General features: G+C 67.4%; 15 protein-coding genes. 5 read left to right on the top strand and 10 right to left on the bottom strand.

Annotated features, from left to right (window positions below; all coding sequences use genetic code 11):
- Positions 1 to 51 precede the first annotated feature (51 nt).
- The 3 genes from dnaG to AC5P9I_RS16590 are packed head-to-tail and all read left to right on the top strand — an operon-like array spanning position 52 to position 3,319.
- Entirely contained in the window at positions 52 to 1,791 is a 1,740-nt protein-coding gene (gene dnaG / locus AC5P9I_RS16580) for a DNA primase (RefSeq protein WP_049465355.1), read from the top strand.
- A 27-nt stretch (positions 1,792 to 1,818) separates the two neighbouring features.
- Entirely contained in the window at positions 1,819 to 2,319 is a 501-nt protein-coding gene (locus AC5P9I_RS16585) for a protein tyrosine phosphatase family protein (protein ID WP_235645332.1), read from the top strand.
- A gap of 28 nt (positions 2,320 to 2,347) precedes the next feature.
- Entirely contained in the window at positions 2,348 to 3,319 is a 972-nt protein-coding gene (locus tag AC5P9I_RS16590) for a bile acid:sodium symporter family protein (protein ID WP_005407800.1), read from the top strand.
- Between the two features lie 153 nt (positions 3,320 to 3,472).
- On the opposite strand, the gene cyoE is transcribed toward AC5P9I_RS16590, so the two are convergent.
- The 4 genes from cyoE to AC5P9I_RS16610 form a co-directional block, all read right to left on the bottom strand.
- Positions 3,473 to 4,366 carry a heme o synthase gene (cyoE, locus tag AC5P9I_RS16595; RefSeq protein WP_049465359.1) on the bottom strand — a complete coding sequence of 298 codons (894 nt, stop codon included), beginning with the start codon at positions 4,364 to 4,366 and terminating at the stop codon, positions 3,473 to 3,475.
- Between the two features lie 4 nt (positions 4,367 to 4,370).
- The gene (locus tag AC5P9I_RS16600) at positions 4,371 to 5,534 is read right to left on the bottom strand and encodes a COX15/CtaA family protein (RefSeq protein WP_053505031.1); all 1,164 of its coding nucleotides are present in this window, start codon (positions 5,532 to 5,534) and stop codon (positions 4,371 to 4,373) included.
- A 10-nt stretch (positions 5,535 to 5,544) separates the two neighbouring features.
- The gene (locus tag AC5P9I_RS16605) at positions 5,545 to 6,114 is read right to left on the bottom strand and encodes a redox-active disulfide-containing membrane protein (protein ID WP_049465364.1); all 570 of its coding nucleotides are present in this window, start codon (positions 6,112 to 6,114) and stop codon (positions 5,545 to 5,547) included.
- A gap of 108 nt (positions 6,115 to 6,222) precedes the next feature.
- Positions 6,223 to 6,939 carry an SURF1 family protein gene (locus AC5P9I_RS16610; protein ID WP_049465366.1) on the bottom strand — a complete coding sequence of 239 codons (717 nt, stop codon included), beginning with the start codon at positions 6,937 to 6,939 and terminating at the stop codon, positions 6,223 to 6,225.
- Between the two features lie 57 nt (positions 6,940 to 6,996).
- Between AC5P9I_RS16610 and AC5P9I_RS16615 the strand changes: the two genes are divergently transcribed.
- Complete coding sequence (locus tag AC5P9I_RS16615) at positions 6,997 to 7,215, top strand: twin transmembrane helix small protein (RefSeq protein WP_005412025.1); 219 nt, start codon at positions 6,997 to 6,999, stop codon at positions 7,213 to 7,215.
- Positions 7,216 to 7,232: 17 nt separating this feature from the next.
- On the opposite strand, the gene AC5P9I_RS16620 is transcribed toward AC5P9I_RS16615, so the two are convergent.
- From AC5P9I_RS16620 to AC5P9I_RS16645, 6 genes are read right to left on the bottom strand one after another with little or no spacing between them, the layout of a single operon-like run.
- Positions 7,233 to 8,108, bottom strand: a complete 876-nt coding sequence (locus AC5P9I_RS16620) for a cytochrome c oxidase subunit 3 (protein WP_057494750.1) — start codon at positions 8,106 to 8,108, stop codon at positions 7,233 to 7,235.
- Between the two features lie 13 nt (positions 8,109 to 8,121).
- Positions 8,122 to 8,712 (bottom strand): cytochrome c oxidase assembly protein, encoded by a 591-nt coding sequence (locus AC5P9I_RS16625; protein ID WP_049465371.1) that lies wholly within the window; start codon positions 8,710 to 8,712, stop codon positions 8,122 to 8,124.
- Positions 8,709 to 8,945, bottom strand: a complete 237-nt coding sequence (locus AC5P9I_RS16630; protein ID WP_049465374.1) for a hypothetical protein — start codon at positions 8,943 to 8,945, stop codon at positions 8,709 to 8,711. The genes AC5P9I_RS16625 and AC5P9I_RS16630 overlap by 4 nt, the downstream gene beginning before the upstream one ends.
- An 8-nt stretch (positions 8,946 to 8,953) precedes the next feature.
- On the bottom strand, positions 8,954 to 10,561 hold the full coding sequence (gene ctaD / locus AC5P9I_RS16635) for a cytochrome c oxidase subunit I (protein WP_049465376.1): 1,608 nt from the start codon (positions 10,559 to 10,561) through the stop codon (positions 8,954 to 8,956).
- Between the two features lie 59 nt (positions 10,562 to 10,620).
- On the bottom strand, positions 10,621 to 11,574 hold the full coding sequence (gene coxB, locus AC5P9I_RS16640) for a cytochrome c oxidase subunit II (RefSeq protein ID WP_088476389.1): 954 nt from the start codon (positions 11,572 to 11,574) through the stop codon (positions 10,621 to 10,623).
- Between the two features lie 11 nt (positions 11,575 to 11,585).
- Positions 11,586 to 12,062: a DUF2244 domain-containing protein gene (locus AC5P9I_RS16645; RefSeq protein WP_049471508.1), complete on the bottom strand. Its 477-nt coding sequence runs from the start codon at positions 12,060 to 12,062 to the stop codon at positions 11,586 to 11,588.
- A 274-nt stretch (positions 12,063 to 12,336) separates the two neighbouring features.
- Between AC5P9I_RS16645 and putA the strand changes: the two genes are divergently transcribed.
- Positions 12,337 to 15,555, top strand: a complete 3,219-nt coding sequence (putA, locus tag AC5P9I_RS16650; protein WP_049471506.1) for a bifunctional proline dehydrogenase/L-glutamate gamma-semialdehyde dehydrogenase PutA — start codon at positions 12,337 to 12,339, stop codon at positions 15,553 to 15,555.
- Positions 15,556 to 15,619: the final 64 nt, after the last annotated feature.

Genomic DNA, 15,619 nt, shown 5'->3' on the forward strand with positions numbered 1-15,619 from the left:
CCGCCCCCGGTTCCGTCGCGTGGTCCTGCACCGCGCCCTGCCCTGTTGCCCATGGCCCGTATCCCCGACGCTTTCATCGACGACCTGCTGGCCCGCACCGACATCGTCGAGGTGGTGGGCAGCCGCGTGCCGTTGAAGCGCCAGGGCAAGGAATACGCCGCGCGCTGCCCGTTCCATGACGAGCGCTCGGCCTCGTTCACGGTCTCGCCCACCAAGCAGTTCTATCACTGCTTCGGCTGCGGCGCGCACGGCACCGCGATCAGCTTCCTGATGAACTACGACCGCCTCGAGTTCCTCGATGCGGTCGATGAGCTGGCCAAGCGTGCCGGCATGGAGGTGCCGCGCAACGAGAACCCGCGCAGCCCCCAGCAGCAGGACGACAGCCGCGAGCTGTATTCGGCACTGGATGCCGCCGCCCGGTTCTTCCAGAAGAACCTGGAAAGCAGCGACAAGGCACGCAGTTACCTCGATGGGCGTGGCGTGGACGAAGAGAACCGCGCGCGCTTCCAGATCGGCTACGCCCCGGACGGGTACAGCGGCCTGCGCGATGCGCTGGGCAAGGACGAGCGGCGCATGAAGCTGCTCGACCGTGCCGGCCTGTTCTCCAAGAACGATCGCGGCCATGTCTACGACAAGTTCCGCGACCGGGTGATGTTCCCGATCTTCGATCGTCGTGGCCGGGTGATCGCCTTCGGCGGCCGCGTGTTCGAGAAGGACGACGGCCCCAAGTACCTCAACTCGCCCGAGACCGCGCTGTTCCACAAGGGCCGGGAGCTGTACGGCCTGTGGCAGGTGCGCCAGGCCAACCAGAAGATCGAGCGGCTGATCGTGGTCGAGGGCTACATGGACGTGGTCTCGCTGTTCCAGTTCGGCGTCACCCAGGCGGTGGCCACGCTGGGTACCGCCACCACGCCGGACCATGCCGAGCTGCTGTTCCGCAACGCGCCGGACGTGTTTTTCTGCTTCGACGGCGACGCCGCCGGCCGCCGCGCCGGCTGGAAGGCGCTGGAGTCGGTGCTGCCGCGCATGAAGGACGGCCGCCAGGCCTTCTTCCTGTTCCTGCCCGATGGCGAGGACCCGGACACCATCGTGCGCAAGGAAGGCGCCGAGGCCTTCAACGAACGCCTGAAGCAGGCCACACCGCTGTCGCAGTTCTTCTTCGACGAGCTCACCCGCGAGATCAATCTGGGCACGCTCGATGGCAAGGCGCGCCTGGCCGAGCGGGCAAAGCCGATGCTGGCACAGATTCCCGATGGTGCCTTCGGCGACCTGATGAAGCAGCAGCTGGCGCAGCTGACCGGGCTCGGCGGCAACGCGCAGTCTGCGCGCGCGCCGATGCCGCAACGCCAGCCACAGCGGACGATCCAGCCGGTGGCCAAGCGCAGCCTGGTGCGCGGCGCGATCGCCGTGCTGCTGCAGCAACCGTCGCTGGCGCTGACCCTGGGTGGCCAGCATCACTTCCAGGGCCTGCGCCTGCCAGGCGTGGAGCTGCTGCTGGAGCTGCTGGGGCTGGTCGAACAGCGCCCGGACATCAGCACCGGCGCCCTGCTGGAACACTTCGACGGGCGTGAGGAACAGGCTTCGCTGCATACGCTGGCCGCACAGACGCTGCCCGGCACCGAAGCCAGCTGGACCCAGGAGCTGCACGACGCGGTGGCCCAGCTGGAGAAACAGCTGCTGGTGCAACGTCTGGAGGAGTTGTTGGCAAAGCAGCGCCAGCAGGGTCTGGACGATACTGACAAGTACGAGCTGCGCGAGCTGCTGAAGGCGCGCGCCGGACTGCGCCTGTAGCGGCAGACCGTTCCCACGGAGAAGACCATGCTGCTGCGCCTGACCTGCCTGCTGTTGTTGTCGCTCTGCCTGCCACTGGCGGCCCTGGCCGAAGAGGCATCCCTCAACGAGGTCCGGCCTGGCCTGTATGCCGGCGGCCAGCCCAGCGCTGCACAGCTGCGGGCCCTGGCCGCGCAGGGGGTGCGCACCGTGATCGACCTGCGCCAGCCTGGCGAGGATCGCGGTTTCGACGAAACCTGTGCCGCCGAATCACTCGGCCTGCGTTATGTGCGCATCCCGGTGGCCGGCGCCGACGGGCTCGATGCCGCCAACGTGCGCGCCGTGCACCAGGCCCTGCAGCAGAGCCAGGGGCCGGTGCTGCTGCACTGCGCGTCCGGCAACCGTGCTGGCGCCGTGCTCGGCCTGGTCAACGCACGCTACGAACACGCCAGCCCCGAACAGGCCCTGCGGCTTGGCCAGCGCGCCGGCCTGAAGTCGCTGGAAACCGCCACCCGCCAGCGCCTGGCCACACCGGTCACTTCGCCCTGAACCCTCCGCACCAAGGACACTGCCCACCATGACCCGCTGGTGGTCGCGCCTGCGACCGGACAATTTCACCCTCGCCCTGCTGTGCACCGTCGGCCTGGCCTCGCTGCTGCCGATGAAGGGCGCCGCCGCCATCGTGCTCGACGATGTCACCACCGTCGCCATCGCCGCGCTGTTTTTCCTGCACGGCGCGCGTCTGCCGCGCGAGTCGATCATCGGCGGCATGCTGCACTGGCGGCTGCACCTGACCATCCTGGCCTGCACCTTCCTCCTGTTCCCGCTGCTGGGGCTGATGTTCAAGCCGCTGTCAGGCTGGTTGCTGACCCCGGAGCTGTACCTGGGCGTGCTGTTCCTGTGCACCCTGCCCTCCACCGTGCAGTCGTCCATCGCGTTCACCTCGATGGCGCGCGGCAACGTGCCAGCGGCGGTGTGCAGCGCTTCGCTGTCGAGCATCCTCGGCGTGTTCCTGACCCCGCTGCTGCTGACCGCGCTGGCCGGTACGTCCGGCGGCGTGCATGACCCGCTGCATGCGATCGGCGGCATCATGCTGCAGCTGCTGGTGCCGTTCGTGGCGGGCCACCTGCTGCGGCCGTGGATCGCCGGCTGGGTGGAAAAGCAGCGCGCGCTGCTGCGCTACACCGACCAGGGCACGATCCTGCTGGTGGTGTATTCGGCGTTCGGCGAAGCCGTCACCGAAGGCCTGTGGAGCAAGACGCCGCTGCTGTCGCTGCTGGCGGTGGCGGTGGTCGCCGCCGTGCTGCTCGGCATCGCCATGCCGCTGATCACCTTCATCGCCCGCCGCCTGCGTTTCAACCGCGAGGACGAGATCGCCATCGTGTTCTGCGGCTCGAAGAAGAGCCTGGCCACCGGCGTGCCGATTGCCAAGGTCCTGTTCGCCGGCGGCAGTCTCGGCGCCATCGTGCTGCCGGTGATGATCTACCACCAGATCCAGCTGATCGTCTGCGGCGTGATCGCGCAGCGTTATGCGCGGCGCAAGCCCTGACCATCCGGGGAATGATCCACGCATGGCGTGGATCTACTGTGGAGCCGAGCCCATGCTTGGCTGATGCCGGTGATCCGGCGTAGATCCACGCCATGCGTGGATGTCCGCGCGAACAGGTAGGGTCAGAGCCCCTTCGGGGATCCGACCCCGAGGTCACAACCAGGGCAGGATCCAGTGGTCCACCAGCAGGAAGGCGAACAGCGCCATCAGGTAGACGATGGAGTAATAGAACATCTTCATCGAGAACAGCTCGTCCGGCGGGTCCAGCATGCGCCAGGCGTACCAGAGGAACACGGCATTGAGCACGATTGCGCCGCCCAGGTAGAACGCACCGCTCATGCCCACCAGGTACGGCAGCAGGCAGACCAGCGCCAGCACCACCGAATACACCATGATCTGCCTGCGGGTGTGCACCACGCCGTGGGTCACCGGCAGCATCGGGATCTCGGCCTTGGCGTAATCCTCGCGGCGGAAGATCGCCAGCGCCCAGAAATGCGGCGGGGTCCAGATGAAGATGATCAGCACCAGCAGCGACGAGTACGCCCAGTCCGACGAACCCTGCATGCCGGTCACCGCGGCCCAGCCCAGCATCGGCGGCATCGCCCCGGCAAGGCCGCCGATGACGATGTTCTGCGAGGTCGCACGCTTGAGGTACACGGTGTAGATCACCGCGTAGCCGATCAGCGAGGCGAAGGTCAGCACCGCGGTGATCAGGTTCACCCACAGCACCAGGAGGGTCATCGACAGCACGATGAGCACGCCGGCGAACACCAGCACCTGCCATGGCTTGACCTTGCCCACCACCAGCGGCCGCCACGAGGTGCGCGCCATCTGCGCATCGATGTGCGCGTCCAGCAGCTGGTTGATCGCGGCCGCGGCCGAGGCCGCCAGCCAGATGCCGAGGAAGCCGAGCAGGCCGGCGCGCACCTGCTCCCAGCTGGGCACGCCCGGAATGGCCAGGACCATGCCGACCAGCGCGGTGAACACGATCAGGGCGACGACCTTGGGCTTGGTCAGGTCCCAGTACTGGCGGTAATTGGAAAACATGGAATCAGTCCGGGGCACGCAGGCGGGCCAGCAGGCTGACCAGCACGAACAACAGGGCAACGGCCACGCCGTTATGGGCCACGGCCACTTCCAGCGGCAGTGCCAGCTTCACATTGAGGATGCCGAGCGTGACCTGCAGCACCAGCAGCGCGATCAGCGCACTGGCCCAGCCACGCATGCTCGGCAAACGGAACAGGCGCACGCCCAGCCACAGCAGGTAGACGGCCACCACCACGGCGAACAGGCGATGGGCCATCTGGATGGCGATACGCGAGGCGCCATCGAGCACGCCGCCTTCGTAATCCACGCCGATGCCACGCCACAGCGTGAAGCCCTCGACGAAGTTGTGCTGCGGCCACCACTGGTTGGCGCAGCGCGGGAAGTTGTCCAGCGAGGCGCTGCCACCGCCGCAGGCCAGCGCCGCGTAGTTGGCGCTGACCCAGCCGCCCAGGGCGATCTGGGTGACCAGCACGGCCAGGCCGATGCGCAGCAGCCACTTCAGCTTCGGCGCCTCGGCCAGGGTGATCGGCATGTGCGTGGCACGCCACGCCATCCAGGCCAGCAGCGCGAACATCAGCATGCCGCCCAGCAGATGGCCCATCACCACGATCGGCTTGAGCAGCAGGGTCACCGTCCACATGCCCAGCAGGGCCTGGAAGATCACCACCGCCAGGGTCAGCAGTGCGGCGCGCGCCAGGTCGATGTTGCTCCAGCGCAGCGCGGCGATCAGCAGGATCGCCTCGCCGATCAGGGCCAGCGCGCTGGCCGTTCCATGCCAGCCCATCATGTACAGCGGTATGCCGGCGGCCACCAGCACGCAGGCGGTCACCACCGCCGTGGTTCCAAAGCGGCGCTTGCGCGTGGCCAGCAGGGCCAGGGTCAGGATCTCGATGCCCAGCGCGCCGGCCAGGAAGCGGTGCACCTGCTCACGCCAGGCCTTGTGGGTCTCCAGCGGGCGGATCTCCGCCGCCGGGTGGCCGATGGTCTCTTCCACGTGCTGCGGCCAGGTGGCCTGCCCGTAACAGGTCGGCCAGTCCGGGCAGCTCAGGCCGGCATCGGACAGGCGCACGAAGGCGCCGAACATGATCGTGCTCGCCGTCATGATCATGGCGAACCACGCCAGGCGGTGGAAATTGCGGTGCAGCGCCGGACGCGCGGAAAGGCTCATCAAACGGGACTCACTTCAGTTTCAGCAACGTGGCCATGTCCTTGCGCAGGCCACCCAGGTCGGTGCCGGGGGCATGGCGCATGATCACGAAGCCGTTCGGATCAATCACGTAGACCGGCAGTCCAGCCGGATCATCGACGCCGGGCAGCGCCGCGCGCAGGGCTGGCGACGGAGCCAGCGGCCGCAGCGCGGGCAGCGAGGCGATCGACGCCGGTGGCGTTCCCAGCCACAGGATCTCGACATTATCGGCGTTATGGCCGAACAGCTGCCACACCTTGCCCAGTCCCTGCGACAAAGTGACGCACTGCGCGTCGCAGGCACCGGGCGGGGCCACCAGCAGGCGCCAGGTACGGGCTTCGGGGTTCCACGGGTACGGCTGGCCATTGGCCAGGGTCGGTGCCTGCTGGCGCAGGTCCACCGGCGGCTGCAGCAGCTGGCCGGCGTTGCGGTGCCCGGTCGGCTGCCAGCCGGAGAAGCGCAGCACCGCCGCCAGTGCCATCGCCCCGAAGAACACGGCAAACAGCAGCACCAGGGTCCGGCGGCCGGAACCGCGCGCCTGCGGGGACGTAGCAGTGTTCATGCGGGGCATTTTCTCATGGTTGGGCAAGGGATGCGGGTGCGGTACCCCGGTAGTGCCGGCCGCTGGCCGGCATCCAGGATTGCGGGGGATGCCGGCCAGCGCCCGGCACTACCGGGCCACGGCACGTCGCCTGCGCCACTCCAGCACCAGCGCCACCACCAGCACGGTCAGCGCCAGGCCGAACCACTGCACGGCGTAACCCAGGTGGCGCTGCGGCGGCAGCGTGTTGGGCAGCAGGTCCAGGTCGCGTTCGTCGCCGAAGGGCAGCGCCGGATCCAGGCGCAGCACGCGCTCGGGCAAGGCCGGCAGGCCCAGCGCCGCCGCCAGGCCCTCCGCCGGCAACCGGCTGGCCAGCCAGCGCCCGGCCTCACCGGTGGCAGAAAACGCCGGCCCCAGCGCCAGCCCGGCCGACGGCGGCGGCGCCAACAGCCCGCGCACGGCCACCGGCGAAGGCGGCGACGGCACCTCCGGCAGCGTGCGGTCCGGCGGCAGCGCGCGCCAGCCGAGGTCGACCAGCAGCACGCGACCTTCGTCACTGCGGAACGGGCGGTAGATCTTTACCCCGGCGCGGCCGTGCCGGGTCTGGTTGTCCAGCAGCACCACGCCGGGCAGGAAGCGGCCATGGTCGGCCACGCCATGCAACGCGCCCGGTGCGGCCAGCGCCTGGGCCAGCGACAGCGCCTGAGCCACCGCTGGCCCCTGCGCATCCAACAGCGCCTGTTTGGCATGCATGCGCTGCAGCTGCCACAGCCCCAATGCGGTGAATCCGGCCATCGCCAGCACGGCCAGAAGCCACCCGATCACGCGCGTGTGCTGGCGCATCATGACAAGTCCGCGCAAACGCGGTCAGATAGGCGCATCCACCCTGCCCTCGAGCCGCGCATGAGTGATTCGCTGAAGACCCTGCTGGTAATCGCGTTTCTGATCGTCATCGTCTGGAATCTGGGCGCCGGCCTGTATTACCTGCTGGTCGACCGCGGCCAGACCAAGCGCACGGTCAACGCGCTGACACGTCGCATCGCGGTGTCGGTCGCGTTGATCCTGCTGGTGATCGTGAGCATCTACATGGGCTGGATCAAACCGCACGGCATCGGCGGCTGACGCCGCAGCCGCCGGGATCAAAGCACGTAGACGAACATGAAGAGCATCAGCCACACCACGTCGACGAAGTGCCAGTACCAGGCAGCGGCTTCGAAACCGAAATGGTTGTCACGGGTGAAGTGCCCCTTGGCCGAACGCAGCCACATCACCACCAGCATGATCGTGCCCAGCAGCACGTGCGCGCCGTGGAAGCCGGTCAGCATGAAGAACGTCGAACCGTAGATGCCCGAGCCCAGCGTCAGGTTCAGTTCCTTGTAGGCGTGGAGGTACTCCTCTGCCTGCAGGGTCAGGAAGCCCAGGCCGAGCACCACGGTCATGCCCAGCCAGACCAGCAGCTGGCGGCGGTTGCCGGCCTTCAGTGCGTGGTGGGCGATGGTCAGGGTCACGCCGGAGGTCAGCAGGATCAGCGTGTTGATCAGCGGCAGGCCCCAGGCCGGGATGGTCTGGAACGCACCACCGATCGCCGCCGGGCCATTGGTCGGCCATCCGGCGGAATAACCCTGCCAGAGCAGCTCGTTGGTCATCACCCCGCGGCCTTCGCCACTGAGCCACGACAGGCCCAGGTTGCGGGTGTAGAACAGCGCGCCGAAGAAGGCACCGAAGAACATCACTTCGGAGAAGATGAACCAGATCATCCCCATCCGGAACGAACCATCGACCTGGTGGTTGTAGCTGCCCGCCTGTGACTCGCGCACCACGTCGCTGAACCACCAGAACAGGGTCAGCACCAGCATCGCGATGCCGACGTAGAACGTCCAGCGCCCCCAGCCGGCATCGTTGAGCCAGCTGGCCACGCCCACCATGGTCACCATCATCGCAATGGACCCCACGAAAGGCCATTTGCTCTGGGCCGGGACGAAGTACACGTTGGCGTCGGTCGGTGTCTGGGCCATGTCGGTATCCGGGTCAGGGTGCGGCGTGCGCGCCGTCCGAGGTGGCGGCCGGGGCCAGCCGATCGGACAACGCGTCGTTGCGGTAGAAGGTGTAGGACAAGGTGATCGTCTTGATCTCCGGCGGCAGGTCCGGATCGACGATGAAACGCACCGGCATGTCGCGCTTCTCGCCGGCCTGCAGCGTCTGCGCGGTGAAACAGAAACATTCGGTCTTGCTGAAGAAGCCCGACGCACGCGCCGGTGCCACCGAAGGCACCGCGCTGCCGACCACGGCAGCTGCGCTGTCATTGCGGGCGAAGTACAGCGCCTCGTTGAGTTCGCCGGGCACCACGTCCATGGTCAGCTGCTCAGGATGGAACGACCACGGCAGGCGCGAATTGACGCCGCCGTCGAACTCCACGCGCACGGTGCGCTTGCCCGCCGCCGCGCCTGCACTGGCTTCCCCTCCTGGACCGCGCTCCAGGCGCACACCGAAAACCTTCTCACAGGCGATGCGGTACAGCGGCACCAGCGAGAACGTCAGCAGGAACACCGCCACCGCCACGCCGATCAGGCGCGGCAGCCCGGCACTGGGTGAGGGCGTGCTGGCCGGCGCCTCGCTCATCGCCCGATCACCCCGCTGAGGATGAAGCCGACATAGACCAGTACGGCGATGGCGCCGACCCACATCGCCGTGCGCTTCGCACGCTGGCGCTGCTGCTCGATGCTTCCGCCCTGGTAGAGCCGACCGCTGGTCGGCTGCTTTTCGTTGTTGTAGAGCCGACCGCTGGTCGGCTGCTTCTCATCCGCCGAGCATGGCTCGACTCTACCGATCGGGAGCGGGCTCTCGTTATGCATGCCCCACCTCAATGCGTGATGTCGTCATGTGCCAGGTCCCCCGGGCGGAGGGTCGGCGGCGTGGTGAAGGTGTGTGCCGGTGCCGGCGACGGCAGCGTCCACTCCAGCCCGCGCGCGCCTTCCCAGGAACGGGCCTCGGCCTTCTCGCCGTTGCGCAGCGAGGACAGCAGGATCGCGGCCATCATGAACGGGGTGACGAACATGCCGAACGCGCCGATCGAACTGATCAGGTTCCAGTCGGCAAAGGCCACGCTGTAATCGGGAATGCGGCGCGGCATGCCGGCCAGGCCGAGGAAATGCTGCGGGAAGAACAGCAGGTTGACGAACACGATCGACCACCAGAAGTGCACCTTGGCCCACTTCTCGCTGTACATGCGCCCGGTCCACTTCGGCCACCAGTAGTACACCGCAGCGATCAGCGCGAACACCGCGCCGGTCACCAGCACGTAGTGGAAGTGGGCGACCACGAAGTAGGTGTCGTGGTACTGGAAGTCGGCGGCGACGATCGCCAGCATCAGGCCGGAGAAGCCACCGATGGTGAACAGGATGACGAAGGCCACCGACCACAGCATCGGCGCCTCGAACGTCAGCGAGCCGCGCCACATCGTGCTGACCCAGTTGAACACCTTCACCCCGGTCGGGATCGAGATCAGCATGGTGGCGAACATGAAATAGATCTCGCCGCCCAGCGGCATGCCCACGGTGAACATGTGGTGGGCCCAGACGATGAACGACAGGAACGCGATCGCGGCGGTGGCGTACACCATCGCCTGGTAGCCGAACAGCGGCTTGCGGCTGAAGGTCGGGATGATCTCGCTGACCACGCCGAAGGCGGGCAGGATCATGATGTAGACCTCGGGATGCCCGAAGAACCAGAAGATGTGCTGGTACATCACCGGGTCACCGCCACCGGCGGCGTTGAAGAAGCTGGTGCCGAAGAACTTGTCGGTCAGCAGCATGGTGACCGCACCGGCCAACACCGGCATCACCGCGATCAGCAGGAAGGCGGTGATCAGCCAGGCCCAGCAGAAGATCGGCATCTTCAGCAGGTCGATGCCCGGCGCACGCATGTTGAGCACGGTGGCGATGATGTTGATCGCGCCCATGATCGAGCTGATGCCGGCCACGTGGATGGCGAACACACTGAAGGCAACGTTGTAGCCACCCTGCAGCGACAGCGGCGGATACAGCGTCCAGCCACCGGCCGGTGCACCACCGGGCAGGAACAGGGTCAGCAGCAGCAGGCTGAAGGCCACCGGCAGCAACCAGAACGACCAGTTGTTCATGCGCGGCAGCGCCATGTCCGGCGCGCCGATCTGCAGCGGGATCATCCAGTTGGCGAGGCCGACGAAAGCCGGCATCACGCCGCCGAAGATCATCACCAGTGCATGCACGGTGGTCATCTGGTTGAAGAACTCGGGCTTGACGAACTGCAGGCCCGGCTGTGCCAGCTCGGCGCGGATCACCACGCTCATCGCCGCACCGATGATGAACATGATGAAGCTGAAACCCAGGTACAGCGTGCCGATGTCCTTGTGGTTGGTCGAGAAGAACCAACGCTCGAAGAAACTCTGCTGGTGATGGTGATCGTCGTGCCCAACTGCCGAGTGCGCCATTGCAAAACACCTCTCAGAATCGGTTGTCACCACGGCCGCGGGCGGCCGCGGGCTTTACATCACGCGCCGCTGGCTGCGGTGGCAGGTGCGCTGCCCGCTGCTGCAGCAGCAGGCGCAGCCGGTGCCTCGCCCGCCGGTGCAGCCGGTTCGGCAGGTGCCGCAGGCGTGGCTGGCTCGGCAGCCGGCGCCGGCTTGCGCTGCGCCAGCCACTGCTTGAAGTCCTCCTTGGACACCGCCTCGACCACGATCGGCATGAAGCCGTGGTCCTTGCCACACAGCTCGGCGCACTGGCCGCGGTAGACGCCGGGCTGCTCGATGCGGGTCCAGGCTTCGTTGATGAAGCCGGGGATGGCGTCCTGCTTCCAGCCCAGCGCCGGCACCCACCAGGCGTGGATCACGTCGTCGGAAGTGATGACGAAGCGGACCTTGGTATCGACCGGCAGCACCAGCCGGTTGTCGACATCCAGCAGGTAATGCGGATGGCTTTCGCGGGTCGGCACGATACCGCTCTGCCGTACGCGGTCGGACTCGCGGTCCAGGCGGCTGGTGAAGGTGACGTTCTCGCCGAGGTATTCGTACTTCCACATCCACTGGTAGCCGGTGACCTTCACCGTCATCTCGGCATCGCGGGTGTCGTACATCTTGATCAGGTTGGCCGTGGCCGGCCATGCCATCACGATCAGGATGATCACCGGGATCACCGTCCAGATCACTTCGGCCTTGGTGTTGTGGCTGAAGGTGGCGGCGACCGCGCCCTTGGATTTGCGGAACTTGAAGATGGCGTAGGCCATCGCCCCGAACACGATGACGCCGATCACCGTGCAGATGATCAACGAGAGGTTGTTCGATTCCCAGGCCAGGCGCGAGGTCTGGGTCACCCCCTTGCCCATGTTCAGCTGCCACGGCTTGGGATCGGCCGCCTGGGCCCAGGCCAACGCCGGAACCCATCCCCCGGCCACCATGGCGGCGACCGCTGCAACGCACTTCGTGCCCCGCCTGCTGCTTTGCTTCATTGCCTAGACCCTTAGCGTCGTCGGTGGCCGCCATCGCTGGCGGCGAGCAAGCTTTCAAGTGTCTCTGCGAGCGTCTGGCGTTCGGCCGGCGCGAGGAAACTCCCCACCTCCACCTGCCGGCCGCTGGATGCCAGCCGGACCCTCTCATCGTCGGTGAGCAGGCGCACCCAGTGCGGGTGGGCCCGGAACACCGGCGATCCACCGGGTACGGGGATGACCTCCACGTACGCCGGTACTACCCGGATCTCCTCCTGCCGTTCACCGCTGCGCCACAAGGCACGCAACGCGGCCGCCAGCACCAGGCTGTACAGCAGCGCGAACAGGGGGGCGAATGCATTGCCGGCCCACCACCCGAGGGCGGACACCAGCCACATCGCACCCGACAACACGGTGAACAACAGGACGAACTGCCGGGCATCGAGCGCCCGTGGGGGACGCAGCCGCAGCTGCGTACCTGACCCATCCGGAGCTGGAAGCACCTCGATCATGTCGCAACCGCGTTCCTGCCGCGGGAAACGTCTCGATGGTAGCCCCGCCCTCTCGCCGGTAGCAAGGGTGCATTCACACTTTTTCCGATGCTGCAACACAGCATGAGGCCGGCGGCGCGAATGACGAATTCAGCACAAAAATTGACGGGCGTGCTGAACACGCTGAATCCACCACCGCTACGGGCTATGAGCCCTTCACGAAGGGCGCTTCGGGGCACTTCCGGAACCCGCAAAAATGATTAAAATCGCCAAGTTTTCCATTGGCCGGACCGGCATGAACGCACCTTCCTCCTCCCCTGCCGCCAGCGACGCTCCGCGTCCGGGCGCGCTGCTGTCGCCGGAACTGCCGGCGTCCCCCAACCCGTTCCGCCAGGCCATCACCGACGCCTGGTTGAAGGACGAGGCCAGCCACGTCCGCGACCTGCTGGCGCAGGCCCGCCTGCCCGCCGAGGAACAGGCCCGGGTGCAGGCGCTGGCCGCCGACCTGGTCGGCCGCGTGCGCGTGCGCGCCAAGGACCAGGGCGCCATCGAAGCCTTCATGCGCCAGTACGACCTGGGCAGCGAGGAAGGCGTGCTGCTGATGTGCGTGGCCGAGGCACTGCTGCGCATTCCGGACCAGGACACCGCCGACAAGCTGATCCGCGACAAGCTGGCCGATGCCGACTGGGAAAAACACCTCGGCGGCAGCGACTCGGTGCTGGTCAACGCCTCCACCTGGGGCCTGATGCTGACCGGCAAGCTGGTGCAGATGAACGACGCCACCCGCGCCGACGCGCCCAGCGCGTTCAAGCGCCTGGTCGGTCGCGTCGGCGAGCCGGTGGTGCGCCTGGCCGTGCGCCAGGCGATGAAGATCATGGGCCACCAGTTCGTCATGGGCCGCACCATCAGCGAAGCCCTGGCGCGCTCGCACAAGGGCGACAACGCCAGCTACCGCTATTCCTTCGACATGCTGGGCGAAGGCGCGCTGACCATGAAGGACGCGCTGCGCTACCTGGAAGACTACCGTCGCGCGATCCACGCCATCGGCGGCGATCACAAGTCGCGCGGCGGCCGCCCGGACGGCGACGTCAACAACGCGCCGGGCATCTCGATCAAGCTCTCGGCGCTGTACCCGCGCTACGAGCACGCCAAGCGCGAGCGCGTGCTGAAGGACCTGGTGCCGGGCGTGCTGGAACTGGCACAGCTGGCCAAGAGCTACGGTATCGGCTGCACCGTCGACGCCGAAGAGTCCGACCGCCTGGAACTGTCGCTGGACATCATCGAGCAGGTGTTCTCCGACGCCTCGCTGTCCGGCTGGGATGGCTTCGGCGTGGTCGTGCAGGCCTACCAGAAGCGCACGCCGTACACGATCGACCACCTGGCCGACATGGCGCGCCGCGCCGGTCGCCGCCTGCAGGTGCGCCTGGTCAAGGGCGCCTACTGGGATGCCGAGATCAAGCGCGCGCAGATCGAAGGCTATCCGGGCTACCCGGTGTTCACCCGCAAGCAGAACACCGACGTGTCCTACCTGGCCTGCGCCAAGCGGCTGTTCACCCATGCCGACGCGATCTACCCGATGTTCGCCACGCACAACGCGCACACCATCGCCGCGGTGCGCAGCATCGCCAACGGCGGCGTGTACGAGCACCAGAAGCTGCACGGCATGGGCGACGACCTGTACGCCGAAGTGGTGCCGGCCGACCGCCTGGGCCTGCCCTGCCGCGTGTACGCCCCGGTCGGTTCGCACGAAGACCTGCTGCCGTACCTGGTGCGCCGCCTGCTGGAAAACGGCGCCAACTCCAGCTTCGTCAACCGCATCACCGACGAGCGCGTGCCGATCGCCGACCTGATCCGCGATCCGGTCGAGATGGTCGCCTCGTTCGCTTCGATTCCGCATCCCAAGATCCCGCTGCCGGTTGACCTGCTGCGCAGCCAGAACCACGACAGGAAGAATTCCATGGGCGTCAACCTCGCCAACGACAACGAACTGCGCGCCCTGGCCGAGCAGATCAACGCCGCGGTGAAGCCGTGGCAGGCTGCCCCGCTGGTGCCGGGCGCCAGCCCGGCCGGCGCCGCGCTGCCGGTGACCAATCCGGCCGACACCCGCGAGGTGGTCGGCCAGTGGCTGGCCGCCGATGCCGCCACCGTGCAGAAGGCCCTGGCCAACGCCGTGGCTGCGCAGCCGGCCTGGAACCGCACCCCGGCCGCCAGCCGCGCCGCCATCCTCGAGCACGCCGCCGACCAGCTGGAAGCGCGCATGCCGGAGTTCATGGCGCTGTGCGTGAAGGAAGCCGGCAAGAGCCTGCCCGACAGCATCGCCGAAGTGCGGGAAGCCGTGGATTTCCTGCGCTATTACGCCAAGCAGGCACGCGAGCAGTTCAGCCACGCCGAGAAGCTGCCCAGCCCGACCGGCGAGTCTAACGAACTGCAGCTGCATGGCCGCGGCGTATTCGTCTGCATCAGCCCGTGGAACTTCCCGCTGGCGATCTTCCTGGGCCAGGTGGCCGCTGCCCTGGCCGCCGGCAACAGCGTCATCGCCAAGCCGGCCGAGCAGACCAACCTGATCGGCTACTACGCGGTGAAGCTGCTGCACGACGCCGGCGTGCCGGCCGAGGTGGTGCAGTTCCTGCCGGGCGACGGCGCCACCGTCGGTGCCGCGCTGACCGCCGACCCGCGCGTGGCCGGCGTGGCCTTCACCGGCTCCACCGATACCGCCCGTGCGATCAACCGCGCGATGGCCGCGCGTGACGCCGCCATCGGCGTGCTGATCGCCGAGACCGGTGGCCAGAACGCCTTCATCGCCGACTCCTCGGCGCTGCCGGAACAGCTGGTCAAGGACGCGATCGGTTCGGCCTTCACCTCCGCCGGCCAGCGTTGCTCGGCCGCGCGCGTGCTGTTCGTGCAGGACGACATCGCCGACAAGGTGATGACCATGCTGGCCGGCGCGATGAAGGAACTGAAGGTCGGCAACCCGGGCCTGCTGTCCACCGACGTCGGCCCGGTGATCGACGCCGATGCGCTGAAGATCCTGCAGGACCACGCCGAGCGCATGGACCGCGAAGCACGTCTGATCGCCGCTGCCGAGCTGTCGGCCGACACCGCCCACGGCACCTTCTTCGCGCCGCGCGCTTACGAACTGAAGGACCTGGGCCAGCTGCAGAAGGAAGTGTTTGGTCCGGTCCTGCACGTGATCCGCTGGAAGGGCGACCAGCTCGATGCGGTGATCGACCAGATCAACGCCACCGGCTACGGCCTGACCCTGGGCGTGCACTCGCGCATCGACGAGACCGTGGACCGCATCAGCAATGGCGTCCATGTCGGCAACGTCTACGTCAACCGCAACCAGATCGGTGCGGTGGTCGGCGTGCAGCCGTTCGGCGGCCAGGGCCTGTCCGGCACCGGCCCGAAGGCCGGCGGCCCGCACTACCTGCTGCGCTTTGCCACCGAAAAGACGGTGACGGTGAACACCACCGCCGCCGGCGGCAACGCCTCGCTGCTGACCCTGGGCGACTGATCGCCGGCTTGATGCGGCAAACAAGAAACCCCGCGAACGCGGGGTTTTTTGTGCCTTGCTTCCT

The organism is Stenotrophomonas sp. YJH_SMC_29, from assembly GCF_059371235.1.